Origin of the sequence: Streptococcus oralis SK304 (genome assembly GCF_000287715.1) — a bacterium.
GTDB classification, from domain to species: domain Bacteria; phylum Bacillota; class Bacilli; order Lactobacillales; family Streptococcaceae; genus Streptococcus; species Streptococcus oralis_Y.
In genome coordinates, this window is sequence record NZ_ALJN01000016.1 from 497,500 (window position 1) to 522,593 (window position 25,094).

Here is a 25,094-nt window from a genome sequence, read left to right on the forward strand (position 1 = left end):
TTCCTCCTTATGGCATATCAGATTCGTTACACATTTCTAATGAATCACTCTTTAAAAATGGCACTACCAAATCAATCCACTCTTGAGGCAGGTAAGCTGATAAATAGCCGTGGTTATAGCCCTTTGCTTCATACAAAATTGTATTTGAATGTAGCTGATGAAATAATTTCGCTGATGCTTTCACCCAGTTCAATTCTTTTTCACCATAAATATAAAGAACCTGCGACTTACTAGCAGAAATCGTATCCTTTAGCTTGTAATGCCCCATATAGGTTTTGTAAATGGTCACCAATGTTTTGACAGGCGTCCTTGGCAAATCCTCCAAATAATAAGCTTTTATTTCCTCTGGATAAGCCAGTTTAGGATAGAGTTTGTTCATCATGCTTAACTGAAGTTTGCAAGAGAATTTATTGAACATCAACTTACCAAATAGAGACACTAGAAAGATGCTGATTTTAGCTAACCTTGGTTGAGGAATACAGAGGCTTCCGTCTATGATGGCCTTCTCAGCAATTTCACTGTCTAAAGACAAAAGCTCCATGGCAATTTGACCACCAAGTGAAACACCACCGATTGCAAACAATTTCCCACCACAGTTTGCTTTGATATAGTCTAGAATCTCCAAAGCAGAATCTTCAGTAGAAACATAATCAAGTTGATATTCCTCGCCGTGGCCATTCAAAGTTGGTAGAATAATACGGTATTCTTTTGACAAGATTCGTGCTTGACGAAGATAATTCCACCAAGAACTGCCACCACCATGCATCAGTAAAATAGGAGGCAAATTCTTATCACCAAATTCATGGAATTTCATGTTTAAACTCCTTACTGTAGGACTTTCACTAGATAAATACTTGTTAAATCAGTTTGAACAAGCAGTGATGCCTCATCAAATAGAAAAGTCTCTAACATTGATTATCTAGAATGACCACACGTTACTTTCAATAATGGATATATGGATATCCTGATCTAAATTTTAAAATGTTGTTTCCTTACAAATTCTATTACTAGCCAATATAGTATAAATCAAATAAGCAATAAAAATGATAATAAAAATAAGATTAATTTTTAACACAAAATAGAGATTTAACAAATTTGCGAACGCATGAAATAATAGACAGTACCCCACAGATTTCGTTTGACGATAAAGAAGCCCTAAAACAAAACTTAAAAATAATGTATATATAAAAAATAAAATAAAAGGAAATCCTTGATGACTTTCTCCAACTATAAACCATAAAGGCAGATGCCAAATTCCCCAGATTGAACCTACAATCAAATTAGATTGCCAATAAGTATATTTTTTATCAAGTAAAGGTTGTAGTATACCTCTCCATCCTAATTCTTCATGTCCGCCACCAAAAAAAATTAATTGAATAAAGAATAGTGGCATCAGATAAATTGATACTTCATTTAATTCTAAGGAAGAGACAGAAAATAGTATCAAAATTGCTAACAAATGAATAATGAAATAAATACTACTACTTTTTCTTTTTGTAAATACAAAATGTTTAAATTTTATATTATTCCTTTTCAAATAAAAGCCACTTGTAATAGCTGGTCCAAGTGCACCAACTATATGTAATATTCTTCCTATAAATGTCTCTAATCCCAAAATATAAGATTGTGTAAATATGGCAAGAAGCCCCCAAGCTATATAAGTAATTCCAAATGTAAAACAAAGATAATTTTTTAAATTCTTTTTGTCAATTTCTGTCATTTTATCGCCCTTATCTTGATTATTTTATGAATAATATTTTTACTGCTTCTTAGTTGCTCTCGATTATAACTACCTATATTCTATCACAAAAATACAAAAAAGCCTTACAATCAAGGCTCTTCATTATTGATTCATACCAAGCTTTCTAGGCTTTTACGAGCAAAGCTACACACTCAGCGGTTCGCTGTTACCGTATCGTTTCGTCGTAAACTCCTTACTCTACGTCAGCTATCCCATAGGCGGGAGCATCTACTTCTACTTCGCTGATGCCTCAGCTCGGACAAGCAGTGGTAAGGACTCAGCATGAAACGAGTTAACACTAATTATGCCAGGTAGTCTTGTCTGTTCTATAAACTTTTTAACGATAGCATAAGGTTATCGTTAAATGGTATTACCTAGATAAACTGAGATTTGATTATTTCTTTTTCTTTGGTTTTGGTGCAGGTAACTCATCATACATTGAATTAAATAAGCCGGTTAAATATTCTTTGTTGTCAACATCATCTACCAATAGCATTTCCTTTGCACCTTCATACGGCAATTCGTATTCTACATTCGGCATATACGCTATTGCAGATTTGACAGGCATCACTAAAAATCTATCATCATAAATTCCACCCATGATTTTCCCTCGATAATAAATTATATACTCACCCATCATTGCTCTATATGATATTTCTTCCAACTCGGACAATTGTTCTAAAATGAAATCTAAATATTCTTTACTTGAAGCCATTTTTGCTATCTCCCTTAATTACTAAAATTTCAATAGTCCATTTTCATAAAATTGAAAATTGGGTCCCCAAGAAACTTCCCAATAATATCCATCTAAATCCGAAAAATATGCGTGATATCCACTCCAGAAAAGTACCTGTGGCTCTTTTACAATTTTTCCACCTGCTTTTCATTACTAATTCTAGTACTCGCCAATATAGTATAAACTATATAACCAATAAAAATGATAATAAAAATAACATAGCAGCCAGTCTTACAACTTACTACTTTTCATATGATAATTTACAAATGTCTTTCCAGCCACTCGATCTTTTTAAAATCCTTGTTGTTATTGTGATCATTTCGATAGGAGTCTTGAGAAGAAGCTTTGTAAATACTTAGATACTGCTCCAGACTTGGAAGACGAAAAGTGATGCCTTCAATGTGAATAAGCTCTATATCTGATTCCGAAACTCCTGCAAAATCAGGTAAAGAATCAATACTTCCAAACTCAACACTCAGACCATCTTTTTGGAATTCATGCTCATGAATATCTATTAAGGCATAGCCTAAGTGTTTCATCACTTTCATTATCTTGTCCCAGTCATAAATTCTGAGATGATCAGGTGCTTCCCATCCTCTAGGATCTCCAGGAACATGAATGTCAATGTCGGACGGCTGCCATTCTTCATTTGAACGGTATTCAAAACCCAAAGACCCCATGAGCGTCGGAGTGATTCCGACTTGGTTTAAATGAGAACAAATTGTTCGAAATTCATCAAATAGAGAATTCATTCCTCCTCCAATCGTTGATATGAAACTTTATTTCTCTGTGAGAGATAAACTAATTTTTACCTTCTACTCTTTCGGTTTTGAAAATACTTCTACTCGCTGAGCTAGGACTTTGATTTCTACAGGTAGGTTATCCGATTTATCGCCGTCAACATCTGACTCCAATTCACTATCTGAAGAGATCTTAATATTACGCGCTCTGATATACTCAATATTATCATTGCCAACAACATCTCCTTTTAGTAAGTCAGGAATAACAGATAATTTAGAAAATATAGAAGCATCTTTTAGAATCAAAATATTAGCATAGCCATCTTTGTCTTCTTCAAAGATTTTCTTATCAGCGAAGTAATTTGTCAAGAGAACCAAAACATGACTAGCTTCACCAACATAATTTCCATTTTCTGTCTCAATCTTAATGTTAAAGACCTGATCCGTCATGACAGACTTCATTGTATTTACAGCATAGGCAAGGATACCAAATTTTGTCTTGTCCTCGATTTCAACATTGTGAATCGCCTCAGGCAGAGAACCGATACTAAAGATATAACCAAAATAGTTATCATTTGCTTTACCGATATCAATCTTGTTGGTTAAGTTAAAATCGAGTTCATCTATCGCGCCATCGATGTCTTGATTGATTTCCAACAGTTTCGTAATGAGGTTACCCGTCCCACCAGGGATAATCCCTAACTTAGGAATGTAGTCTCTCTCAGCAATACCCGAAATGACTTCATTGACAGTCCCGTCTCCACCGAAAACAACCACTGCATCGTACTCCTCACGAGACGCTTCCTCAGCAAAGTGTGTTGCATCCAGTGCTTTTTCGGTAATTTTTGTTTCCACATGCTCAAAATAATCTTTGGCTTTATTCTCCAGCTTGACCTTATAATCCAAAGCCTTTTCCCCACCAGAAGTAGGGTTGATAATTTACATTGCTTTTTTCATTGATTTTCCTTTTCATTAATGTAAAAGAGTTATACAATTTTAAGATAGTTGTTTAACATTTCTGAAAAACTGTATTTGATAATATATTCAATCATCATCTGAAAGAATGTTAATTGTATCTATATAATCTTTAAACGATTTTACGACATTATCTACAAAATAATTTAAATCATATTTATTGTCAGAATTTATAAAATTCAAATCAATAATTAACCCTTCAGGGCTACACATATTAACTTTATTTTCTGTTGTTGAGAGCTTTAAATGCTTGTAATTACAATTCGTATCATATCTAGGATAATGAATTAAGATCTTTTTAGTACATTCTTTACCTTTACTGTTTTTGAGTTTTATTTCTTCCTTTTCTCCCTTACCAATAAATTCATTCAAATATCCGTTTTTATCTAAAGTCGAGTAAAACTGAACAACACCATACTCACAATGAATAAAATCATCATCGTCTATATAAAATTTCTTTAATAAAAGAATAAATTTCCGTTTACCTTTTGAAATCTCTAGATACCTAAAGCAAAAGTTACAAGGATAATCTTCTGCAATACCTTGTAAAGTTCCTCGGCCTATTTTACATTCATATCCATATTTCACTGATAAATGTTTTTTTACTTCGTCAAAAATATTTTTTTCTTTATCAAAATATTTTTTCCATAAAGAAACATCATCATCTGAAATCCCTAAAGCAGGATATAAATGGAAATTACCTGTAGCACAGTCTAAAATCCTTTCGTCATTAATTTGAGGAGCATATTCTATTTTATCTAAATAAACATTTCCTATATTTAATCCTGTTAATTTAAAAATATCATCTTTATTACTTGTCATCCCCATTATTATACCACCTCATAAATTTTATTTTTTATAACTGTATCCTAAAAACCAAGTTTATATTAATCTTATTTTTTTATTATTTTAAAAGAATTTGTAAATCCTTTAAGAATTAAACACGTTTCTCTAACAAGCTTACACATTCAGCGGTTCGGACTTACCGTATCATTTCGTCGGTTTCCCTCCTCATTCTACGAGTCCTATCCCATGGGCAAAACATCTACTTCTACTTCACTGATACCTCAGCTCGTACAAGTAGTGATACCGCCTCGACGCGTGGTGATAGAAGTCTAACTAACTATAGAACGAAATTGCCACAATTGTTTTTGAAATTATACTATAAAACGAAACTTTCTATTAGAAATAATAAATCACATATCTAGAAGAGATTTATTTGTTTGATTAAATTCATTGTATAGTTTAATCATAATTTTATCTATAACTATCAAAATATAAAACCATGTAAAATAGTTAGAATCCCCAAATTCCTTATTTTCTAATTCATGTAATGTAGGCAAATTACGTTGATATGAAAACGTATTATGGGCCAATCGATTTCTATGTCGATACAACATATCATATACTTTCTGCCCTTCGCTTTCTAGCAAATTGTAACCTTCCCCCTTTCTTGCAATGCCTTTATATCCAATTTTATTCTTTATATTACCCTTGAATTCTATGTAAGTATTGCCATTCCAGTATTGGAAATTACTTTCCTTAAAAATTTTACATATGATATCTTTGGATTCATTGACTATCAACTTTCTGTCAGATTCAGATAGTTCACCCCTATCAAGTAGAATCATTAGATTTTGATAAATTGACTTTTTAGAATCATAAGTAGAAAAACCTTGGGAAGCATAATCTTTTAAAAAAACTCTCCGAAACTCAAAATCTTCAGTAGCCATTTCCCAAGCAATACATTTAAATTTTTGTTCTTGAAAACCTGTCATTTGTAAAAAAATTGTCTTAAGCAAGTAATCATTTAAAGGATATGTTTCTATTCCTGTATTGATAGGAGTAATTGCAGAAATCCCTTCCAACATAACGGATTCAATAGGACTGTTAATAAATTCTTCATGTTTACTCATATCTCAAACTCCCTATAAATAGCTATTGATTTTTCAACTCTCTCACGCAAATATTTTAAGGCAGATGGATTTTTCTGGTGAAAGCTTCTTGATACAGCTTTTGATAACTCATATGTTGGAACGCCTTGTTTATCAAGATATGGTGCTTTAAATTCTTCTATTGATTTCTCAATTTTTTTAGTTATGTCCGACCATTTTTCCAAATCAATATTCTTATTTTCGAATATTATTAAATAAATTAAACCAAAGTAATACAAGTCACAATCAATAATAGAATCAAAAGTTTTTTTGGATAAAGGTGAATCACTAATGAAATTACTCATTTTGCTATAGCGTCCTGAATGAGGTTGTTCACAAGAGAGTAGTTGTTCATTAGTATTAAATAATTCTTCATAGCTAATATAATACTTAATATTTTTATCACCAATTATAAAATTGATATAATTTTCATAGTACTCCTCTAATTTTTCTTTTCTTCCACCAAACCCACTACATAAATTTTGAACAGAGCCCTCTTTTTTATATTGTGATAAAATTGATAAATATCTAATAAAATCAATAGATAACTCCCCTTCAATAAGGTTGATAAATTTAGGCTTAAAGAAACTGGTTTTACTTTCATCTAAATAGTAAAGTGCTTCTCTACTTTCTTGACCAGTAAGAGACATTCCTTGTCTATTAATATTTCTAAAAACTGATGAATAATATCTTTGCTGATCCCCTCTTTGACTATTACTAGGTACAAGATACGAAAATCCTAGAAAAGTATTCTTCAAAAAAGAATTATCTATTTCATTATCATTATTCAACGCTTTGAAATATTCATCCTTTTCTAAAGTTGATTTTATTTTTGAAATTGTTAAATTATCTTCTATGAGTAAATCATTAAATGTCCAATTAATGACATCAGTGGAGGAATCTGTTTCACCTGCAAAATCGTCATTTTCATCAATATATTTTCTGACTTTATCTTTTGAATGCTTTTTATAGGTTTCACGGTCTGGAAAAAAACCCAAAACAGACAATAAAATACTAGTTAACCTTTGTTGTCCATCAATTAAAATATTTTCCTTCAAACCATTTTTTGTAAATGAACCAATAATTACAGGAGGAACAAATTCCTTATTTTTAAGAGAAGTAATCAATTTTTCTCTTTTAGTCTCGTCCCATGAAAAATTTCTTTGATAATCGGGCAGTATAATGTTTTTTGACAGAATTAATTCAATCCAATAGTCCAAAGAGTATTCTCCGTAGTATACTTTATTCTCCATAATCTTATAATCCTCTCTATTTATCAATCACAAAATATCTGTTAATATACATTATACCATAAAACAACTGCAATCTCTCAGTAACAATCTCTATAATTCTGTCTTAGTCCATCTAAAAATAAACTGCAACAAACTCATTCTTATTTGTAATAGTATAAACTATTTTTTAATTATACTTCGCTGATGCCTCAGCTCGTACAAGCAGTGCTACCGCCTCAACATGGTGCGTCTGTGGAACTCAAAAGGTTCGGGGAGCCTTTTGAGGATTAACTACGTTTCACTAACAAACTCACACACTCGACGTGGTGCGTTTGAGGAAACAAATCCACCGGCTGTACTTTCTTCAACTCATATCCCAACTCTTGGTAGAGTTTGATATCACGCGCCATGGTTGCGACATTGCAGGAAATATAGGCAATGCGGTCTGCTCCTGTTTGAGCGCTTGCTTTGATAAAGCTCTCGGTCAAGCCCTTGCGTGGTGGGTCGACCAATATAACGGTTGGGTGAATACCTTCCTTGAGCCACTTCTTCATGGCATTTTCAGCTGTGTCGCAGACATAGTGGGCGTTTGAGATATTGTTTAGTCGGGCATTCTTTTTGCTATTCTCAACTGCTTCTGGAATGATCTCTACACCATAAACATCCTTGACATACTTAGCGACTGATAAACCAATGGTTCCAATACCTGAGTAGGCATCAATAACAACATCATCTTTTCTTAGCTCCGCAAAGTCAATAGCTGTTTGATAGAGTTTCTCAGCCATTTGAGTATTGACCTGATAGAAGGCTGGGCCAGCGATTTGGAAATCATTTCCCAACATTTGGTCGGTAATGTAATCTTGACCGTACAGTGTCCGCCAGTCATTGCCGAAAATCGCATTGGTATTCTGGTCGTTGATATTTTGCATGACAGACACAATCTCTGGGAACTGCTTGATTAGTTGTTCAATCAATTGGTCAACACGAAAAACTTTCGGACGAGTGGTCGCCAAAATAACCATGATTTGTCCTGAATAGTGCCCACGACGCACAACGAGGTTACGAATCAAGCCAGACTGTTCCTTCTCATCATAGGGTTTCAAATCATAACGACGGAGTAAGTCACGTAGGGCTACTACTACCTCATCAATCACCGGATCTTGGATAAAGAAATCTTTGAGTGGCATGAGATCATGCGAATTCTTACGGAAAAAGCCCGTTTCCAAGATACCATTCACTCGACGAACGGGCACCTGAGCCTTATTTCGGTACTTGATAGGATTTTCCATACCGAGCGTTTCAGCAACCTCTACATCTACAATGCCAGCAATCTTGTAGAGACTGTCTTTGACTTGCTTGGTTTTAAACTTGAGCTGCTCTGGATAGGCAAGATGCCCCAAATCAGCGATACCTGAGCGTAGATAAGCTAGGTCAAGGTCTTGGTTACGATGAGGTGACTGAACAAGGTATTCTTCAACCTTCCCAAAGCCAATCTTTTTATTAACTTTAAGGACACGCATGAGGATTTTCTCAGTTGGTAGAGCATTTTCTACAAAGAAAACCAAACCATCCACCTTAGCAACCCCAGCACCTTCATGGGTCAAATCAACAATTTCAACTTCTACAATATCATTTTTCTTTAACATATTTTTCACTTTCTATCGGCCGACAAAAAAAGACGGCAACATTTCTGTTACCATCTATTATATCATGAAATGACCTAAGCACCAAAACTCTTGAAAAAGTTGACAATGGCTTGCCAAAGGGAGCTCAAAAAGTTGCCCCCCTCTTCTAGCGCTTTATTGGCATCAAAGTTGAGGTTGATATTTTTAAAACTATCTCCAGCTTGGGAAACGATGCTTTCCTTGAGGTCATTTAGAGTTTTAGTGAAATCAGCATTGTTCAAAATGTCACTCTTTGAGAGATTAAGTGCAAAATTGATGATGATATTGACCTGATTTCCTGTTATAACCTGATCGAGTTTGTAGTTTTTTAGCGTGTCTTCAACGATTTTGCGAACATCCTCTTCTATCAAATTACCTTTGGCTTCTTTTGCCTTTGCGATTCCTGCCTTGATATCTGTCATAGCCGCATTGAGCTTATTGGCATCGTAACCTGACTTGTCCTTGTTTTCAGCATTGATATCGGACAAGGCTTTTAGCTCCTCTTGAGCCAGATCTTTATTGGCTTGCGGAACTTTAGCACCATTGGCCTCTAACGAGTAGTAAATTCCAGCTAGAGCGCTCTCACCTGTAACTGGAATAGGAGCTGCAACTGTGATTTTGGCATGCTCCACTCCCAAGGTAACTGCTGCGTTACGGTACATATCCTGCGTCACCTTGGTGATATTTTCAGGCGTTTCAATCTTGACCTCTAGAGGTGATTTATCACCTAGCTTTTGAATCTTGGCTGACGAATAGAGCTGTAAACTAGCATCATTAGCCACATTCATGATTTTCGAATAGATATCAGGTGTCATGGTTTTGATATCTTTGGTATCTTTCGATGCGTCATAGCCAAGTTTTCTAAGTGTTTGATTTTTCTGGTCTTCCGTTAGTGAAGAGCCAAGAACATATTCAGGTTGTACATAGGTTTCATCGATTACTTTTTGAACATCGGTTGCTGCGTGGACACTAGTCATAGCTGTTGCTGCCCACAAAACTGCAGCGCTTGTTAGAAAGAATTTCTTTCTCATAGGGTATTCCCTCCTTTACCTTTCTAGGGTAATAAAACAATCTTAAAGAAAGCTTATAGTGAAAAACACCTGGTAAAACCAGATGTTTAGAAGAAATTAAAGAATTTCATGATATAAAGGTTAAAACGTACCTGTCTGGAGTAGTAATAGTTTCCTCCATTTTCATAGAGTTCGGCTCCATGAAAGATAGAAATAGGGGTGATATAGGTGTAGGTCTTCCCCGTGGTATTCCCAAGGATTGGAGCGACTGTTTCTCGGGAATAACGCTTGGCCAGTGCTAGTGTATTTTTCTTGCCATTCTGAGCGATAAAGTCTATATAGGCAGGTCCAAAATTATAGGCTTGAACAGCGGTCCAGACATCTACCCCCTTGCTCTGAGCCAGATAGAGGTTATCTGTTAGAGTTTGAATACCTTGACGAATACTGGAGGCGTTGTCATTGATGGTATTGGTAGCGCCACTAGCAGACTCACTAGACTGCATGACATCCCGCTCTTTTCCTTTCGTTTCGGTATAAATCATGGCGAGTACCAACTCTTCATTGGCGGGAGTATCTCTTTCACTGAGGATTTCCCGAACCATAGGTTGGTAGGTCATGACTTGCTTTACATCCTGACGAATGTGATAGGCTTTGTATCCAGTAAAAAGGAGGACTGCTAGCACTAGCATTCTTCTTATAAATTTAAACATTATTTACTTTGAATATCCTCAATATTTTTGATTAAGATAGAATAGGTTCCATTGTCATTTTGGATAAACTCAACAGATTCTGCGTCTTGGTATACATTATTAGGAACGATGAGTTCAATTCCGTTTGACAAGGAAAGTTTTTGATTTTCAAATTTCTTGAGCTGACGACTGGCATCAATTTCATCGAATTGGACTGGTTCTGGTACGGCTTCCTTGACTTGGTCAATAAAGCTCAAACGAGCCGTCAGATTGTTGTCAAAAAGGTCATTAGCCAATTTCTCGGGTGACAATTCATTGCTTTCTTCCAGATTGTTGAAAATCGCTGATTTGACCTTGGATTGGAATTGAAAATCATCTGTGTTAAAGGACTCTGCAATTCTCTGGGCTGTTTTTTCCAGTTCCTTGATGGATTTCTTTGGCGAAATCTTAGGGGCAACAGCTAGGAGATTTTCTGAAAAGTAGTTCAAAAAAGTCCCAATGTACTTGATGCGTTTCTCGATGAGGTGGTACTTGCGACTTTGAAGATTGACCACCAAGGCCTCATCAGCCCCCGTTCCAAATCCAGGCAGGTTATTCTGAGTTAGCTTGATTGGATTGTCAACTTCTCCACCGAGGTGGGTCAAGGTCTCACGCAGGGCAATTCGCAAGAAAGCAAAATGTTCAACGCCTTCTTTAGAAAACTGAACAAAAACCAAGTCATTGGTCTTGAGATTTTCAGAAATGCTGAACTCCTCTTTCCAGAGATTAGCCAGTGTTACTGATGTCTCCAACAAATCGTCAGTAATGTGATTGAAGAAGGGATTTTCTTCTTCGAAAATCCCAGTCTTGGCTTCATCTGAATACACGCGTTCGATTTTTTTGCGCAAGTATTCTTCGATTTTTGGAGTGATATTGAGAAACTTATCCGCTAGAAACAACTCGGTATCATCTGGGCTGAACTGATGGATAATAGCTTTCTTAATATAAATGTCCATAAAAGTATTAGTCCTCGTATAGTGGGAAGGCATCTGTCAACGCTTTGACTTCACTTCTCACTTCTTCTAAGACAGCTTCATTTTCTGCATTCTTAAGGGTTTTAATGATGAGTTCAGCCACTTTACGGCTTTCTTCTTCACCAAATCCACGTGCAGTGATGGCTGCAGATCCGATACGAATCCCACTTGTCTTGAATGGTGACAAGGTTTCGTAAGGGATTGAGTTTTTATTTAGGGTAATATTAACCTCATCCAGCAAGTTTTGAGCAACTTTTCCGTTTTCTACAACCTTAGTCACATCTACTAGGAAAAGGTGGTTTTCAGTGCCACCTGAGATGATACGGAAATCAGGATCTTGCAAGAAGACTTCAACCATAGCCTTGCTGTTTTTGATAACATTGGCAGCATATTCCTTGAAGGCTGGGTCCAAAACTTCTTTGAAGGAAACAGCCTTAGCAGCGACAACATGCTCCAAAGGACCACCCTGAATACCAGGGAAAATAGCTGAGTTGATCTTCTTAGCTAGGTCCTCATCATTTGTCAAGATCAAGCCACCACGCGGTCCACGAAGAGTTTTGTGGGTCGTTGTTGTAGTGATATGAGCGTATGGTACTGGGCTTGGATGAAGTCCAGCTGCCACCAAACCAGCGATATGGGCCATATCGACCATAAGCTTAGCCCCAACAGCATCTGCGATTTCACGGAATTTTGAGAAGTCGATAATTTGAGAATAGGCTGAAGCACCAGCTACGATTAGTTTTGGTTTTACTTCTTGGGCTTGTTTCAAGATAGCATCAAAGTCCAAGAGTTCCGTTTCAGGATCCACACTATAAGAAACAAAGTTGTAGGTTTGACCTGAGAAACTGACAGGAGCTCCGTGAGTCAAGTGCCCACCTGCTGCCAAATCCATTCCCATTACAGTGTCACCAGGCTCAATCAAGGCCATGTAAGCCGCACAGTTGGCTTGGCTTCCTGAGTGAGGTTGGACATTGGCGAATTTAGCACCAAAAATTTCTTTCGCGCGTTCAATAGCTAGAGTTTCTACCACGTCTACTACATCAGTTCCACCATAATAACGGCGTCCTGGGTAACCCTCGGCATATTTGTTTGTCAAGATAGACCCTTGAGCTGCCATAACAGCCTTGGAAACCACGTTTTCGGAAGCAATCAACTCAATGTTGTTTTGTTGGCGTTCTTCTTCTTTGGCAATAGCATTCCAGAGATCAGCATCGTATGCTTTAAAATCATCTTTGTCAAAAATCATAGGTCTTCTCCTTTATAGTGTGACTGGTCCTTTAGTTTTTTTCCAATAAGAAAAGAAACTAAAAGATGCGAATAAACCGTTTCTGCACTTTATCACAAGTATAACCAACTTTTTCATAAAATGCATGAGCTCCCAGACGATGATCAGCAGAGTTTAAGCGGATAAACTCATAGCCACGTCTTTTTGCTTCTTTCTCCAACCCTTGCAGTAAGATTTTACCGATACCTTGCCCTTGTGCTTGAGGTGAAACTGCTAAGCCTAAGATATTAAATCCTGCTTTAGAATAGAGGGATTCATAGACCTCAGCATGGACATATCCAAGCAAGATATGACTGACTTCATCCTCATAGCCAAGTAGGAAATGATGTGGATCCTGAGATAATCTAGCTAGTTGACTAGCTGTGTCCTCTGGACTAAAAGAGTAGCCCAAAGCCTCTTGGTTAATCTCACATATAGCATTCACATCTGTTTCTTGCAAATCTCTGAGCATCTCATTCCTCCTCAAAAGAAATCTCTGGCAACTGAGCAAGTATATCTTCTTGTTTAATTGCCCCCTGGCGTAAGATTTTCACCTTGTCTCCAGACAAATCCAAAATCGTCGAATCCTGTCCGGTTAGAAAAGCGTCGTCCTCCAGACCCAAAACCTCTTGGTCAAAATCTTCTAGAATTTGAGCAAAGGTCACTCCACTCGCCTGACCCGAAATATTGGCAGACGGCCCAATCAAAGGACCTGTCTCTCGAATCAAATCCAGTGTAATGGGGTGACTCGGCATCCGAAATCCCACCGTTGCAAGTCCAGAATTGACCCAATAGGGAACTCTGTCATTGGCTTCGAGAATGATGGTCAAGGGACCCGGTAAAAAGGTCTCTACAAGTTTTTGTAGATAAGTTGGCTGATTCTTTGAAAAGTGCAAGATGTCTTCTAGAGAGGCAACATTGAGGTTAAGCGCCTTGTCTCTGGGACGACGTTTGAGTTGGTAAACATGGTCCACTGCTTTTTCGTCCAGAGCTTTGGCAAAGAGACCATAAACTGTCTCGGTAGGTAAGACAACTGCCCCACCCTTTTTCAATTCTTGTCTAATCCTGTCCATCATCAACGGCAACCATCCTATCTTGACCAAACTGGTCCTTGAGTGTTCGTACTCGTTTTTCAGGAAAATGTTTCTTAAAAAGCGCAGGAACACTTTTACCTTGCTTGTATCCAATTTCAAGGTAAATCTTACCACCATCTGTGAGATAGTCTTTTGCATCTTCCGCAATTCTGCGGTAAATAGCTAGGCCATCCTCATCTGCAAAGAGAGCTAGATGAGGCTCCGAATGCAAAACATTCAAACCGACGTCTGACTCATCTTCACGAGAGATATAGGGTGGATTGGATACAATTATATCATATTTTTCAGAAATTTCTGCAAAACAATCAGATTTTTTAAAAAATATATTAAGATTTTGATTTCTAGCATTCTCTGATGCAAGCTCTAAGGCCTCTTTGGAAATATCCGCTGCCGTCACTGACCAACCTGGTCTGTTTTTAGCTAATCCAAGAGCTATGGCTCCACTTCCAGTCCCAATATCTAGAATCTTAAGATTTTCCTCAGGATTTTCTGTGAGGATGAGTTCCACCAACTCTTCTGTTTCTGGACGAGGAATCAAAACCCGCTCATCCACTTTTAACTGCATTCCAAAGAAATCTACGTGACCAATGATATACTGAGCTGGTTTGTGGGCCGCTAACTGCTGGAAAATTTCTTCTACAAATTGTTTTTCTCCCTCTGTTACCTCCTGCTGGAGGACAAAGACAAAGTCCGTAAATGAGAGACTTTTTAAGCTACGATAGACAAAAGAGAGGCTTTCTGCTTCCTCTCCTTGTCTTATCAACTCTTCTTCAAAATCTGAAAATAATTGAGCTAATTTCATTATTTGTTTAATTCTTCTAATTTTTGTGTTTGGTCATAAAGAACCAAGGCATCTACCACTTCATCCAATTTACCTGACAAGATGGTATCTAGTTTTTGGAGGGTCAAGCCAATACGGTGGTCTGTGACACGGTTTTGTGGGAAATTGTAAGTACGGATACGTTCTGAACGGTCACCAGTACCGATAGTAGACTTACGCTCAGCGTCTTGTTCATCTTGAGCAATCTGAGCAAAATGGTCAGCAACACGCGCACGGATAATCTTCATAGCCTTCTCACGGTTTTTCTGCTGGGTACGTTCTTCCTGCATCTCAACCTTGATATTGGTTGGCAAGTGAACGATACGAACAGCAGTCGCAACCTTGTTGACGTTCTGTCCACCAGCACCTGATGCGTGGTAGATGTCAACACGAAGGTCTTTTGGATCAATATCGTATTCTACTTCTTCCACTTCAGGCATGACAAGGACTGTCGCAGTTGATGTATGGACACGGCCTTGGCTTTCTGTCACAGGGACACGTTGCACACGGTGGGCACCTGATTCGTACTTAAGTTTAGAATATACAGATTGACCTGAAACCATGGCAACCACTTCTTTGAAACCACCGACACCGTTCATAGAAGCTTCCATGACTTCAAAGCGCCAGCCTTGGGCTTCAGCATACTTTTGGTACATGGTTAGCAAATCTCCAGCGAAAAGCGCCGCTTCGTCACCACCCGCTGCTCCCCGAATTTCAAGGATAATATTCTTGTCGTCATTTGGATCCTTTGGAAGGAGCAAGATTTTTAGTTTTTCTTCGTATTCTTCTTTTTCTGCCTTAGCATCTTTGAGTTCCTGCTTGGCCATTTCTTCCAAGTCCGCATCTCCGCCTGATTCTTTAATCATCTCTTCGGCGTCAACGATATTTTGAAGGACTTGTTTGTACTCACGGTAGGCAGTTACCGTATCACGAGTAGAAGCCTCTTCTTTCGAAAGCTCCATGAAACGCTTGGTGTCTGAGACGACATCTGGGTCACTGAGCAATTCTCCTAATTCTTCATAACGGTCTTCTACAGCTTGTAGTTGATCATAGATGTTCATTTTTCTTTATTCTCCTTATTGATTTCAGGGGCAAAATAATGTTTACGGCAAACTGAGATATAGGTTTCATTGCCACCGATCTGAATTTGTTCGCCATCATAGACTGGCACACCATCTTGAGTTCGCAACACCATGGTCGCCTTTTTCTTACAGTACTGACAGATGGTCTTGATTTCTTCAATCTTGTCTGCTAAGAGCAAGAGGTATTTTGAACCTTCGAACAATTCATTTCGAAAGTCATTTTTCAAACCAAAAGCCATGACAGGTATGTCTAGCTCATCAACAACACGAGCTAGATCGTAAACATGGTGACGCTTGAGAAACTGGGCCTCATCGACCAACACACAGTAAGGTTTTTCAGGTAAGTCTCGGATATAACCAAAGATATCCGTCGTTTCCTCAATCGCAATGGCTGGGCGTTTCATACCGATTCGGCTGGATACATAGCCAACGCCGTCACGCGTATCCAGAGCAGAGGTCATGATGACAACACCCTTTCCTTGCTCTTCGTAGTTATAGGCTACCTTGAGAATCTCAATCGTTTTACCTGAGTTCATAGTCCCATAACGATAGTACAACTGTGCCATGCTTCTATTTTACGTCCATTTCTAAATTTTTGCTACATTCTAGTATATCATAATTTTCTGAAGCTTTAAACGGCAAAATGTGGTAAAATAGAAGAAATCAAAAACTAGTGGAGGAAGCTATTATGCCATTTGTACGCATCGATTTATTTGAAGGACGCACCTTAGAGCAAAAAAAAGCTCTTGCTAAGGAAGTAACGGAAGCTGTTGTCCGTAACACTGGAGCACCTCAATCAGCCGTTCATGTCATCATCAACGACATGCCAGAAGGAACTTACTTTCCTCAAGGGGAAATGCGCACCAAATAAACTAGCTTAAGCAATTTCGCTTAGGCTTTTTCAATCTCCAAGTAGCATCCGTTGAAGAAATAGTCTAATTTTGTTACAATTTGAAGAGATGCTTGGATACCATATCCTATAAAAGAAATACAAAAGGAATTAGTATGATTACACGTGAATTTGATACCATCGCTGCTATCTCTACTCCACTAGGTGAAGGGGCCATTGGTATTGTCCGCTTGAGCGGAACAGATAGTTTTGCCATTGCGCAAAAGATTTTTAAAGGAAAAGACCTGAGTAAGGTTGCTAGCCACACGCTTAACTATGGCCACATCGTTGACCCTCAAACTGGCAAGGTTATGGACGAGGTTATGATTGGTGCTATGAAGTCTCCAAAGACCTTCACTCGTGAAGATATTATCGAGATCAACACCCACGGTGGGATTGCCGTCACCAATGAAATTCTTCAGCTAGCTATCCGTGAAGGGGCTCGGTTAGCAGAACCTGGTGAATTTACCAAGCGTGCCTTTATAAACGGTCGTGTGGACTTGACACAGGCTGAGGCGGTGATGGACATCATCCGTGCCAAGACTGACAAGGCTATGAATATCGCCGTCAAACAATTGGACGGTTCTCTTTCTGATCTCATTAACAATACTCGGCAAGAAATCCTCAATACGCTTGCCCAAGTCGAGGTCAATATTGACTATCCTGAGTATGATGATGTTGAGGAAGCTACTACAGCCGTTGTCCGGGAGAAAACTAAGGAATTTGAACAACTCTTGACCAACCTCCTTAGAACAGCTCGTCGCGGTAAAATCCTTCGTGAAGGTATTTCAACAGCTATCATCGGCCGTCCCAACGTTGGAAAATCCAGCCTTCTCAACAACCTCTTGCGTGAAGACAAGGCCATCGTAACTGACATTGCTGGTACTACTCGAGATGTCATCGAAGAATACGTCAACATCAATGGTGTACCTCTCAAATTGATTGATACAGCTGGTATCCGTGAAACAGATGACATAGTCGAACAAATCGGTGTTGAGCGTTCGAAAAAAGCCCTCAAGGAAGCTGACTTGGTTCTACTGGTTCTAAATGCCAGTGAACCACTAACCGCCCAAGACCGCCAACTCCTAGAAATCAGTCAGGATACTAATCGCATTATTCTACTCAATAAAACTGACCTGCCGGAAACGATTGAAACTTCTGAACTCCCTGAAAATGTCATTCGTATTTCAGTTCTTAAAAATCAAAATATCGATAAGATTGAAGAGCGTATTAACAACCTCTTCTTTGAAAATGCTGGTTTGGTCGAGCAAGATGCTACTTACTTGTCCAACGCCCGTCATATTTCTCTGATTGAGAAGGCAGTTGAAAGCCTACAAGCAGTTAATGAAGGTCTTGAACTAGGGATGCCAGTTGATTTGCTTCAAGTTGACTTGACCCGTACTTGGGAAATTCTCGGAGAAATCACTGGAGATGCTGCTCCAGATGAACTCATTACCCAACTCTTTAGCCAATTCTGTTTAGGAAAATAAGAAATCCATGATCGTTCGGTCATGGATTTTATTGTCTTTATTAGTAATCTGGTCTTAAGACTCCTGTTACGGTTGCCTTAGTCGCTTCATAGTCGCCATCTACGACAACCTTGATAATGCGTTTGGCATCTTCTTCTGGTGCTGGAACTAGAGGTAGACGAGTTGGTCCAGCTTCAAATCCCATATAGTTCAAAACAGCCTTAACTGGAGCAGGACTTGGATAAGAGAAGAGGGCGTTGACCTTAGGAATGAATTTACGTTGAATAGCTGCCGCTTTTTTCATATCGCTTTCTGCAATAGCAGTCAACATCTCGTGCATTTCATCCCCATTTGTATGAGATGCAACAGAAATAACCCCGTCCGCACCAAGATTCATGGCATGGAAAGCATCTCCGTCCTCACCAGTATAGACCAAGAACTCTTCTGGCTTGTGTTCAATCAAGTAAGCCATATTAGCCAGACTAGTACATTCTTTGACCCCAATGATATTTGGATGGTCAGCCAAACGAAGCATGGTTTCTGGAGTCAATTCGACAACTACACGCCCTGGAATGTTATAGATAATAATTGGTAAGTCAGAAGCATCTGCAATTGCTTTAAAGTGCTGGTACATCCCTTCTTGAGAAGGTTTATTGTAGTATGGTACAATCGCAAGCCCAGCTGCAAAGCCACCAAATTCTGCGACTTCTTTGACAAATTCGATCGAGTCACGTGTATCATTGGTACCTACACCCGCAATCAAAGGAACACGTCCATTGACAATCTTTTGTACAGCTGCAAAGAGTTCCAACTCTTCATCATGAGTCAAAGTTGGACTCTCGGCCGTCGTCCCTGCAAGAAGAATGCCGTCTGTATGATGCGCCAATAAATGCTCAATTAAGGCTGGAATGGCATCAAAGTTGATGGAGCCATCCTCGTGGAAAGGGGTAATAAAGGCTGTAATGATTTTACACTCTTTTAAATCTTGATAAGACATGAGAATACCTCTCTATTTCAAAGAAGGAGTTCATCTGAACTCCTAAACGATATGACTATTTTAATTCAAATTTCAATTCAGCTGTTGGACGAACCAATCCACGTTCGTGAAGCGTTTCTGCAATCTGAACTGAGTTCCAAGCAGCACCTTTGAGAAGGTTGTCTGAAACAACCCACATGTGGATTCCTTTTTCTGCATCTAGGTCTTTACGGATACGACCAACAAAAGTATCACGCGAACCCACTGCATTGACAGCTTGAGGATAGATTTGGTGCGCTACGTCATCCTCAAGAACAGCACCTGGAAAGGCTGCGATGGCTGCTTTGACTTCTTCGATTGGTGCCACTTCTTTTGTTTCGATATAAACTGACTCAGAGTGAGCTGACAAGACTGGAATACGTACACAGGTTGCAGATACCGAGATGCTATCATCTTCCATGATTTTCTTAGTTTCCTTAGTCATCTTCATCTCTTCGTAAGTGTAATCATTGTCAGTAAAGACATCGATTTGTGGAAGAGCGTTAAAGGCGATAGGGTAGTGTTTCTTGTCACCACCTGAAGGCAAGATTTCCGCATGCAAATCACGTGGATTCACACCATCATTCAAGACTTCACGAAGTTCACGTTGTGTTTCAAGAATCGCACCCATACCAGCACCAGAGACTGCTTGGTAAGTTGAAACGATGATGCGGTCCAAGCCCCATTTTTGGCGGACCGGCTCAAGAGCCACCATCATTTGGATTGTTGAACAGTTAGGGCAGGCAATAATCCCATTATGAGCATCAAGTGCATGAGCATTGACCTCTGGGACAACCAATGGTACGTCTGGATTTTGGCGGAAATAAGATGTATTATCCACTACTACCGCTCCAGCTTGAGCTGCGTATGGTGCATACTTAGCTGATGTCGAACCACCTGCTGAAAAGAGTGCAATATCAACTCCTTCAAAAGCTGTTTCGGTCGTTTCTTCAATCGTAATATCTTGGTCTTTAAATTTCAAAGTTTTGCCTGCTGAACGTGCAGAAGCAAGGTAACGAATTTTATCGATTGGAAGTGTTGATTCTTCCAACATTTTTATCATCTGAGCTCCGACAGCACCTGTCGCGCCGACTACAGCAACTGTATATCCCATAAATAACCTCTTTCGGAATTTTCTAAAAATTTCTATAATAGATGTATTATACTACTTTTTCCAGAAATTGAAAAGCACTTTTAGACTATATTTTCTGAAAACTAAAAATCCCTAGCCATTCGACCAGGGACTAAGAGGCATCTTCATGTGATGAGCAGGTTCACACAACTCATCAAGGTCCGCTCCTGCGTTATGACCTCCTTATGCTCAATAGTAGTCCGAAGACTACCTATCGACTCATCGCAACTACTATTCTACTAGATAGAGTCACTTTTGTCAACTGCCAAAACTCTTCGCTTCATTTATACAAGTGTACAAGAAAAACCTTGGTTTCCCAAGGTTATTTCGTTTCTATCATGCTAATTGCCGGGATTGAACCGGCGACCTCATCCTTACCATGGATGCGCTCTGCCAACTGAGCTAAATCAGCCTACCTAAAAAGTATACTATAGTTCCTAGTTCTTGTCAAGCGCTCTCTTTTAATTTTATGGAATGAAAAAAGCTAGATTTATCAAGAATCTAGCTTATAAACTTCTTATCTTGTTAGATCGATTCGGCGTCCTAATTTTCCGATTAAAATAGCACCTACGATGAGTGATGCAAACTCACCAATTCCCGTAGAGAACCATGTAAAGAAGAATGGAGCTTCTGCAACAATATAGAGTTCTGCTGCAATGGTAATCATTGAAATAGAGAATAGGATTGAAAAGAAGAAATGATCTTTTCGAATCAAACCATTGAACAAATAGTCTTTCTTGTACTTGCTAAAGAGCCAAACACCCAGACTAAGGAAAACTAGAGTAGAACCCCCTCCGACAAAGACGTCTATCAGACCAAAGCTAAAGAAATTAGCAATCATACAACCAATCGTCACACCGATGATGTATTTAGGGTTGTAGAAGGCCAAAAAATTCATCATCTCAGAAATACGAAACTGGTAGGCGCCGTAGCTAATGGCATTCAGCGGTGGGGTAATGGTCAAAACCACATAGATAGCAGCAACGATAGCAATATCTGCCATATCACGAACAGTTAATTTTTTCATGTTTTCTCCTTTAGCGGTTTCCCGCGTAAAATATGCTTGGTGAAAGAAGCTAAGCACCAAGGGTTGAGTGAATCAACCTTACCAGTATAGCACATTATATGACTTTATGCTATACTAAAACCATGAAAAGAATAATAAAGGCATTCTTCGATAACGAAATCCTCTCCTACCTATTTTTCGGTGGTGCTACTACTTTGGTTTCTATTTTATCGCGCTTGGTTATTTACCACATCAGCCACCAGGAAATCCTAGCAACCGTACTCGCAAATCTTATCGGGATTCTCTTTGCCTTTCTCACAAATGATACAATCGTCTTTAAACAAGAGAGAAGAAATTGGCCAACTCGCCTGGCTAAGTTTTTCTTAGCTCGTCTCTCAACACTTGGACTTGACGTTCTTTTAACTTATATCTTCGTTACAACCTTTCCTGATCTTATTGGTCAGTTTGTCGAATATAATATAGACAGGGTTAATACGGTTGAAACTATCCTAGCACAAATTTTGATTATTGTGCTTAATTATATTTTCAGTAAAATCTATATTTTTAAAAGGAGCAACTGATCTCCTTAAGCATCCAGGTTGCCTCTTGTCACAATTTAGGATATAATAAGTTAGAAAATTAGGAAAGGAATTTATGAAAATGTTAAAGGATCTAAAAGAATTCTTGCTTCGCGGTAATGTCGTTGACCTTGCTGTCGGTGTAATCATCGCCTCTGCTTTTGGTGCTATCGTGACTTCACTCGTTAACGATATCATCACTCCACTTATCTTGAACCCAGCTTTGAAAGCTGCGAACGTTGAACGTATTGCTGAACTTTCATGGAATGGTGTTGGTTACGGTAGCTTCTTGAGTGCTGTTATCAACTTCTTAGTGATTGGTACTGTTCTTTTCTTCGTTATCAAAGCTGTTGAAAAAGCTCAAAACCTTACTAAGAAAGAAGAGCCAGCTGAAGATACACCTGCTGCTCCAACTGAACTTGAAGTCCTTCAAGAAATCAAAGCTCTTCTTGAGAAAAAATAAGACAAATAAAGGATCTAGCTTCATGCTAAATCCTTTTTCTTTACTCTTTACTCTTTCGGCAATTTACCAGCCTTTTCTAGCATTTTCTTAATCAAGTAAGGCATCTTCACATTTTCACGACCTTTTTTCTCAATGAGTTTTTTGACAAATTCTGGCATCTGAAGGTCGTCTGTCTCCTCCATGATGTCCTTTGTAGTTGCCGAAGGCGCTAACTCATCAAAGGTTTCTTCTTCTGGGAGAAAAGCTTTAAATTCTTTTTGTTCATTGGCTCTTACAGTAGCAACTAAAGCGTCAATTAAACGAGAGTCTGTGTTTGGCATAGGTGGTCGATGATAGGTTATACCTAATTCTCGACATAATTCATAACATTCTACATCGTTATCAAAAAGAACTTCGATATGTTCACTGATAAAGCTAATTGGTACAAAAATATAATGCTCTGGATGTTGTTTCTGTTCTCTCAAATACTCGAGTACATCTGGCTTGATCCAAGGGATTCCAATATCGCTTTCGCTCTGCCAAGTATTGGTATACTGATCGCCCGTCAATCCGAGTTGTTCAGCGATTAGCTTGCTATTATCAAAAATCTGATCGATATAAGGATCCCCAAAGTCCAAGGCAAAAATTGGAACACTATGGGCTGAGAAAATCACCTTAAAGGACTCTTCTCTCACATCGTTTCGTAAAATTTTGCTAATCTCATCTGTCCAAAAGTCCAACAAAGCCTGTTGTTGATACCAGTCCTTAATGACTAAAAATCGGATCTGCTGGCTTTCCAGAAACTTCTCATACCCCATGACTGAGTAAAAGGAATAATGAGGTTCTAAAATCAAGCAAATACATTCTTCAACACCATCAGCCTCCATCTGCTTGATCACATCAGGGATAAAGGGCCGAGAAAATTTGTTGGCAAAGTAGATGCCATACTCTTCTCCTAAACGTTCCTTGACTAGACTGACCTCCTCACGTGTAATCCTCTGCAGGGGCGTACCACCTATACGAACATAATTGTCATAAAGAGTCTGAATCTCGTGATCCTTGGGCCTGATTCCACGACGAATGTTGGTAAAAAAATCCGCCACACTCTCAAAGGTAATCTCTTCTGGCGAACCGAATGTCATCATTAAAATTGCTTTTTTCATCGATATGTCCTTGTGATATTTTTTTCAATTACCATTTTACCATGAAATATATAATAAATAAACGCTTTCATTCATTTTATTTTTATTTACTTCTCTTTGTCTTTCTCTCTATTCTATGATACAATGAAAAAAATAATAATAAAGGAGTTTTTATGTCTTATCCGAACCTTTTGGAACGTTTTCTGACCTACGTTAAGGTCAACACGCGTTCTGATGAACACTCTACTACTACTCCAAGTACGCAAAGCCAGGTAGATTTTGCGACCACTGTTCTTATTCCTGAGATGAAACGTGTTGGCCTGCAAAATGTTTACTACCTACCAAATGGTTTTGCTATTGGTACCTTACCAGCTAATGATCCGAGCTTGACACGCAAGATTGGCTTCATCTCCCACATGGATACTGCTGACTTTAATGCTGAGGGCGTTAATCCGCAAGTCATCGAAAACTATGATGGTGGAGTTATCGACTTAGGTACTTCTGGTTTTAAACTAGATCCCTCTGACTTCAAAAGTCTTGAAAAATATCATGATCAAACCCTTATCACAACAGATGGCACGACCTTGCTAGGTGCTGATGACAAGTCAGGGATTGCTGAAATTATGACTGCTATCGAATACCTGACTGCTCATTCTGAAATCAAGCATTGTGAGATTCGTGTTGGTTTTGGACCAGATGAAGAAATCGGTGTCGGTGCTAATAAATTTGATGCAGATGACTTTGATGTGGACTTTGCCTACACTGTTGATGGTGGGCCACTAGGGGAACTCCAGTACGAAACTTTCTCAGCAGCTGGTGCTGAGCTCCATTTCCAAGGGCGCAATGTCCACCCTGGAACAGCCAAAGGTCAGATGGTCAATGCCCTTCAGTTAGCAATTGATTTTCATAATCAACTTCCTGAGAATGACCGACCTGAGTTGACAGATGGTTATCAAGGTTTCTATCATCTCATGGATGTTTCAGGTAGTGTCGAGGAGGCGCGTGCAAACTATATCATTCGCGACTTTGAAAAAGATGCATTTGAAGCTCGTAAAGCAGCTATGCAGTCTATCGCTAATAAGATGAACCAAGAGCTTGGAAATGATCGAGTTAGCTTGACTTTAACAGACCAGTACTACAATATGAAGGAAGTCATTGAGAAAGATATGACACCTGTTATCATTGCCAAAGCCGTTATGGAAGATCTTGGTATCACGCCAATCATTGAACCAATCCGTGGTGGGACAGATGGATCTAAAATCTCCTTCATGGGAATCCCAACTCCAAATATCTTTGCTGGGGGTGAAAACATGCACGGACGTTTTGAATACGTCAGCCTTCAGACCATGGAGCGCGCAGTAGATACCATCATTGGTATTGTATCCTATAAAGACTAAAAAAGACGAGGTAGCTTAGCTACTTCGCCT

The 25,094-nt window shown here is 38.6% G+C and carries 27 protein-coding genes, 1 tRNA gene and 1 riboswitch; of the genes, 5 read left to right on the forward strand and 23 right to left on the reverse strand.

The annotated features are described in order from the left end of the window. Window positions 1–7 precede the first annotated feature (7 nt). The 18 genes from HMPREF1125_RS09295 to HMPREF1125_RS09380 all read right to left on the reverse strand — a co-directional run bounded on the left by HMPREF1125_RS09295 (window position 8) and on the right by HMPREF1125_RS09380 (window position 16,560). On the reverse strand, window positions 8–814 hold the full coding sequence (locus tag HMPREF1125_RS09295; protein ID WP_000668470.1) for an alpha/beta hydrolase: 807 nt from the start codon (window positions 812–814) through the stop codon (window positions 8–10). Between the two features lie 162 nt (window positions 815–976). Beyond that, window positions 977–1,720 carry a CPBP family intramembrane glutamic endopeptidase gene (locus HMPREF1125_RS09300; RefSeq protein WP_000134966.1) on the reverse strand — a complete coding sequence of 248 codons (744 nt, stop codon included), beginning with the start codon at window positions 1,718–1,720 and terminating at the stop codon, window positions 977–979. A gap of 415 nt (window positions 1,721–2,135) precedes the next feature. Beyond that, window positions 2,136–2,456 carry a TfoX/Sxy family protein gene (locus HMPREF1125_RS09305; RefSeq protein WP_000168526.1) on the reverse strand — a complete coding sequence of 107 codons (321 nt, stop codon included), beginning with the start codon at window positions 2,454–2,456 and terminating at the stop codon, window positions 2,136–2,138. Window positions 2,457–2,737: 281 nt separating this feature from the next. Then, on the reverse strand, window positions 2,738–3,229 hold the full coding sequence (locus tag HMPREF1125_RS09310) for a nucleotidyltransferase domain-containing protein (protein WP_001086576.1): 492 nt from the start codon (window positions 3,227–3,229) through the stop codon (window positions 2,738–2,740). 63 nt (window positions 3,230–3,292) lie between these two features. Beyond that, window positions 3,293–4,156: a diacylglycerol/lipid kinase family protein gene (locus HMPREF1125_RS09315; protein ID WP_230454493.1), complete on the reverse strand. Its 864-nt coding sequence runs from the start codon at window positions 4,154–4,156 to the stop codon at window positions 3,293–3,295. 105 nt (window positions 4,157–4,261) lie between these two features. Then, entirely contained in the window at window positions 4,262–5,020 is a 759-nt protein-coding gene (locus tag HMPREF1125_RS09320; RefSeq protein ID WP_000525912.1) for a hypothetical protein, read from the reverse strand. Between the two features lie 368 nt (window positions 5,021–5,388). Further along, window positions 5,389–6,108 (reverse strand): hypothetical protein, encoded by a 720-nt coding sequence (locus HMPREF1125_RS09325; RefSeq protein WP_000033727.1) that lies wholly within the window; start codon window positions 6,106–6,108, stop codon window positions 5,389–5,391. Then, window positions 6,105–7,346: a GmrSD restriction endonuclease domain-containing protein gene (locus tag HMPREF1125_RS09330; protein WP_230454490.1), complete on the reverse strand. Its 1,242-nt coding sequence runs from the start codon at window positions 7,344–7,346 to the stop codon at window positions 6,105–6,107. Before HMPREF1125_RS09330 ends, HMPREF1125_RS09325 begins: the two co-directional genes overlap by 4 nt. Window positions 7,347–7,645: 299 nt before the next feature. Then, on the reverse strand, window positions 7,646–9,004 hold the full coding sequence (gene rlmD, locus HMPREF1125_RS09335; protein ID WP_000914606.1) for a 23S rRNA (uracil(1939)-C(5))-methyltransferase RlmD: 1,359 nt from the start codon (window positions 9,002–9,004) through the stop codon (window positions 7,646–7,648). Window positions 9,005–9,078: 74 nt separating this feature from the next. Next, window positions 9,079–10,053, reverse strand: coding sequence for a DUF1002 domain-containing protein (locus tag HMPREF1125_RS09340; RefSeq protein WP_001227380.1), 975 nt, complete (start codon window positions 10,051–10,053; stop codon window positions 9,079–9,081). Between the two features lie 86 nt (window positions 10,054–10,139). Further along, the gene (locus HMPREF1125_RS09345; RefSeq protein ID WP_025172354.1) at window positions 10,140–10,742 is read right to left on the reverse strand and encodes a lysozyme family protein; all 603 of its coding nucleotides are present in this window, start codon (window positions 10,740–10,742) and stop codon (window positions 10,140–10,142) included. Next, window positions 10,742–11,716 carry a nucleoid-associated protein gene (locus tag HMPREF1125_RS09350; RefSeq protein WP_000356108.1) on the reverse strand — a complete coding sequence of 325 codons (975 nt, stop codon included), beginning with the start codon at window positions 11,714–11,716 and terminating at the stop codon, window positions 10,742–10,744. The genes HMPREF1125_RS09345 and HMPREF1125_RS09350 overlap by 1 nt, the downstream gene beginning before the upstream one ends. 7 nt (window positions 11,717–11,723) lie before the next feature. Next, window positions 11,724–12,980: a serine hydroxymethyltransferase gene (gene glyA, locus HMPREF1125_RS09355; RefSeq protein WP_000575498.1), complete on the reverse strand. Its 1,257-nt coding sequence runs from the start codon at window positions 12,978–12,980 to the stop codon at window positions 11,724–11,726. A gap of 58 nt (window positions 12,981–13,038) precedes the next feature. After that, complete coding sequence (locus HMPREF1125_RS09360) at window positions 13,039–13,470, reverse strand: GNAT family N-acetyltransferase (protein ID WP_000942950.1); 432 nt, start codon at window positions 13,468–13,470, stop codon at window positions 13,039–13,041. Window position 13,471: 1 nt separating this feature from the next. Beyond that, entirely contained in the window at window positions 13,472–14,074 is a 603-nt protein-coding gene (locus tag HMPREF1125_RS09365) for an L-threonylcarbamoyladenylate synthase (protein ID WP_000969311.1), read from the reverse strand. Next, entirely contained in the window at window positions 14,058–14,894 is an 837-nt protein-coding gene (gene prmC, locus HMPREF1125_RS09370; protein ID WP_000761882.1) for a peptide chain release factor N(5)-glutamine methyltransferase, read from the reverse strand. The genes HMPREF1125_RS09365 and prmC overlap by 17 nt, the downstream gene beginning before the upstream one ends. Further along, window positions 14,894–15,973 (reverse strand): peptide chain release factor 1, encoded by a 1,080-nt coding sequence (prfA, locus tag HMPREF1125_RS09375; protein ID WP_001028815.1) that lies wholly within the window; start codon window positions 15,971–15,973, stop codon window positions 14,894–14,896. The genes prmC and prfA overlap by 1 nt, the downstream gene beginning before the upstream one ends. Beyond that, the gene (locus HMPREF1125_RS09380) at window positions 15,970–16,560 is read right to left on the reverse strand and encodes a thymidine kinase (RefSeq protein WP_000068130.1); all 591 of its coding nucleotides are present in this window, start codon (window positions 16,558–16,560) and stop codon (window positions 15,970–15,972) included. The genes prfA and HMPREF1125_RS09380 overlap by 4 nt, the downstream gene beginning before the upstream one ends. A 122-nt stretch (window positions 16,561–16,682) precedes the next feature. On the opposite strand from HMPREF1125_RS09380, the gene HMPREF1125_RS09385 reads away from it, so the two are divergent. Together HMPREF1125_RS09385 and mnmE are read left to right on the forward strand one after the other, a co-directional pair. Continuing rightward, window positions 16,683–16,865, forward strand: a complete 183-nt coding sequence (locus HMPREF1125_RS09385; protein ID WP_001117401.1) for a 4-oxalocrotonate tautomerase — start codon at window positions 16,683–16,685, stop codon at window positions 16,863–16,865. A gap of 134 nt (window positions 16,866–16,999) precedes the next feature. After that, window positions 17,000–18,373: a tRNA uridine-5-carboxymethylaminomethyl(34) synthesis GTPase MnmE gene (gene mnmE, locus HMPREF1125_RS09390; protein WP_000632740.1), complete on the forward strand. Its 1,374-nt coding sequence runs from the start codon at window positions 17,000–17,002 to the stop codon at window positions 18,371–18,373. A gap of 40 nt (window positions 18,374–18,413) precedes the next feature. Here mnmE and dapA read toward each other — a convergent pair whose 3' ends face one another. The 4 genes from dapA to HMPREF1125_RS09410 form a co-directional block, all read right to left on the reverse strand. After that, on the reverse strand, window positions 18,414–19,349 hold the full coding sequence (dapA, locus tag HMPREF1125_RS09395) for a 4-hydroxy-tetrahydrodipicolinate synthase (RefSeq protein WP_000121610.1): 936 nt from the start codon (window positions 19,347–19,349) through the stop codon (window positions 18,414–18,416). A 55-nt stretch (window positions 19,350–19,404) separates the two neighbouring features. After that, the gene (locus HMPREF1125_RS09400) at window positions 19,405–20,481 is read right to left on the reverse strand and encodes an aspartate-semialdehyde dehydrogenase (protein WP_000542486.1); all 1,077 of its coding nucleotides are present in this window, start codon (window positions 20,479–20,481) and stop codon (window positions 19,405–19,407) included. A 357-nt stretch (window positions 20,482–20,838) separates the two neighbouring features. Then, window positions 20,839–20,911 (reverse strand) — tRNA-Thr (locus HMPREF1125_RS09405). Window positions 20,912–21,016: 105 nt separating this feature from the next. After that, a complete protein-coding gene (locus tag HMPREF1125_RS09410) occupies window positions 21,017–21,526 on the reverse strand; it encodes a QueT transporter family protein (protein ID WP_000737307.1) in 510 nt (169 codons plus the stop codon). Further along, window positions 21,524–21,620: riboswitch (PreQ1 riboswitch) on the reverse strand. Its footprint overlaps the gene before it by 3 nt. Window positions 21,621–21,648: 28 nt before the next feature. On the opposite strand from HMPREF1125_RS09410, the gene HMPREF1125_RS09415 reads away from it, so the two are divergent. Together HMPREF1125_RS09415 and mscL are read left to right on the forward strand one after the other, a co-directional pair. Beyond that, window positions 21,649–22,086, forward strand: a complete 438-nt coding sequence (locus HMPREF1125_RS09415) for a GtrA family protein (RefSeq protein ID WP_002883226.1) — start codon at window positions 21,649–21,651, stop codon at window positions 22,084–22,086. 79 nt (window positions 22,087–22,165) lie between these two features. Continuing rightward, on the forward strand, window positions 22,166–22,546 hold the full coding sequence (gene mscL / locus HMPREF1125_RS09420; RefSeq protein ID WP_000910209.1) for a large conductance mechanosensitive channel protein MscL: 381 nt from the start codon (window positions 22,166–22,168) through the stop codon (window positions 22,544–22,546). A gap of 47 nt (window positions 22,547–22,593) precedes the next feature. Here the strand turns inward: mscL and hemH are convergent, their stop codons facing one another. Next, on the reverse strand, window positions 22,594–23,688 hold the full coding sequence (gene hemH / locus HMPREF1125_RS09425; protein ID WP_000709265.1) for a ferrochelatase: 1,095 nt from the start codon (window positions 23,686–23,688) through the stop codon (window positions 22,594–22,596). A 152-nt stretch (window positions 23,689–23,840) separates the two neighbouring features. Between hemH and pepT the strand changes: the two genes are divergently transcribed. Next, a complete protein-coding gene (gene pepT / locus HMPREF1125_RS09430) occupies window positions 23,841–25,064 on the forward strand; it encodes a peptidase T (protein WP_000121375.1) in 1,224 nt (407 codons plus the stop codon). The last annotated feature ends 30 nt before the right edge of the window (window positions 25,065–25,094 follow it).

What these genes read in the sequence shown, in the direction of transcription:
- HMPREF1125_RS09295 (WP_000668470.1), bottom strand. Translation starts at nt 814, where the DNA reads ATGAAATTCCATGAATTTGGTGATAAGAATTTGCCTCCTATTTTACTG.
- HMPREF1125_RS09300 (WP_000134966.1), bottom strand. Translation starts at nt 1,720, where the DNA reads ATGACAGAAATTGACAAAAAGAATTTAAAAAATTATCTTTGTTTTACA.
- HMPREF1125_RS09305 (WP_000168526.1), bottom strand. Translation starts at nt 2,456, where the DNA reads ATGGCTTCAAGTAAAGAATATTTAGATTTCATTTTAGAACAATTGTCC.
- HMPREF1125_RS09310 (WP_001086576.1), bottom strand. Translation starts at nt 3,229, where the DNA reads ATGAATTCTCTATTTGATGAATTTCGAACAATTTGTTCTCATTTAAAC.
- HMPREF1125_RS09320 (WP_000525912.1), bottom strand. Translation starts at nt 5,020, where the DNA reads ATGGGGATGACAAGTAATAAAGATGATATTTTTAAATTAACAGGATTA.
- HMPREF1125_RS09325 (WP_000033727.1), bottom strand. Translation starts at nt 6,108, where the DNA reads ATGAGTAAACATGAAGAATTTATTAACAGTCCTATTGAATCCGTTATG.
- rlmD (WP_000914606.1), bottom strand. Translation starts at nt 9,004, where the DNA reads ATGTTAAAGAAAAATGATATTGTAGAAGTTGAAATTGTTGATTTGACC.
- HMPREF1125_RS09340 (WP_001227380.1), bottom strand. Translation starts at nt 10,053, where the DNA reads ATGAGAAAGAAATTCTTTCTAACAAGCGCTGCAGTTTTGTGGGCAGCA.
- HMPREF1125_RS09345 (WP_025172354.1), bottom strand. Translation starts at nt 10,742, where the DNA reads ATGTTTAAATTTATAAGAAGAATGCTAGTGCTAGCAGTCCTCCTTTTT.
- HMPREF1125_RS09350 (WP_000356108.1), bottom strand. Translation starts at nt 11,716, where the DNA reads ATGGACATTTATATTAAGAAAGCTATTATCCATCAGTTCAGCCCAGAT.
- glyA (WP_000575498.1), bottom strand. Translation starts at nt 12,980, where the DNA reads ATGATTTTTGACAAAGATGATTTTAAAGCATACGATGCTGATCTCTGG.
- HMPREF1125_RS09360 (WP_000942950.1), bottom strand. Translation starts at nt 13,470, where the DNA reads ATGCTCAGAGATTTGCAAGAAACAGATGTGAATGCTATATGTGAGATT.
- HMPREF1125_RS09365 (WP_000969311.1), bottom strand. Translation starts at nt 14,074, where the DNA reads ATGATGGACAGGATTAGACAAGAATTGAAAAAGGGTGGGGCAGTTGTC.
- prmC (WP_000761882.1), bottom strand. Translation starts at nt 14,894, where the DNA reads ATGAAATTAGCTCAATTATTTTCAGATTTTGAAGAAGAGTTGATAAGA.
- prfA (WP_001028815.1), bottom strand. Translation starts at nt 15,973, where the DNA reads ATGAACATCTATGATCAACTACAAGCTGTAGAAGACCGTTATGAAGAA.
- HMPREF1125_RS09380 (WP_000068130.1), bottom strand. Translation starts at nt 16,560, where the DNA reads ATGGCACAGTTGTACTATCGTTATGGGACTATGAACTCAGGTAAAACG.
- HMPREF1125_RS09385 (WP_001117401.1), top strand. Translation starts at nt 16,683, where the DNA reads ATGCCATTTGTACGCATCGATTTATTTGAAGGACGCACCTTAGAGCAA.
- mnmE (WP_000632740.1), top strand. Translation starts at nt 17,000, where the DNA reads ATGATTACACGTGAATTTGATACCATCGCTGCTATCTCTACTCCACTA.
- dapA (WP_000121610.1), bottom strand. Translation starts at nt 19,349, where the DNA reads ATGTCTTATCAAGATTTAAAAGAGTGTAAAATCATTACAGCCTTTATT.
- HMPREF1125_RS09400 (WP_000542486.1), bottom strand. Translation starts at nt 20,481, where the DNA reads ATGGGATATACAGTTGCTGTAGTCGGCGCGACAGGTGCTGTCGGAGCT.
- HMPREF1125_RS09410 (WP_000737307.1), bottom strand. Translation starts at nt 21,526, where the DNA reads ATGAAAAAATTAACTGTTCGTGATATGGCAGATATTGCTATCGTTGCT.
- HMPREF1125_RS09415 (WP_002883226.1), top strand. Translation starts at nt 21,649, where the DNA reads ATGAAAAGAATAATAAAGGCATTCTTCGATAACGAAATCCTCTCCTAC.
- mscL (WP_000910209.1), top strand. Translation starts at nt 22,166, where the DNA reads ATGTTAAAGGATCTAAAAGAATTCTTGCTTCGCGGTAATGTCGTTGAC.
- hemH (WP_000709265.1), bottom strand. Translation starts at nt 23,688, where the DNA reads ATGAAAAAAGCAATTTTAATGATGACATTCGGTTCGCCAGAAGAGATT.
- pepT (WP_000121375.1), top strand. Translation starts at nt 23,841, where the DNA reads ATGTCTTATCCGAACCTTTTGGAACGTTTTCTGACCTACGTTAAGGTC.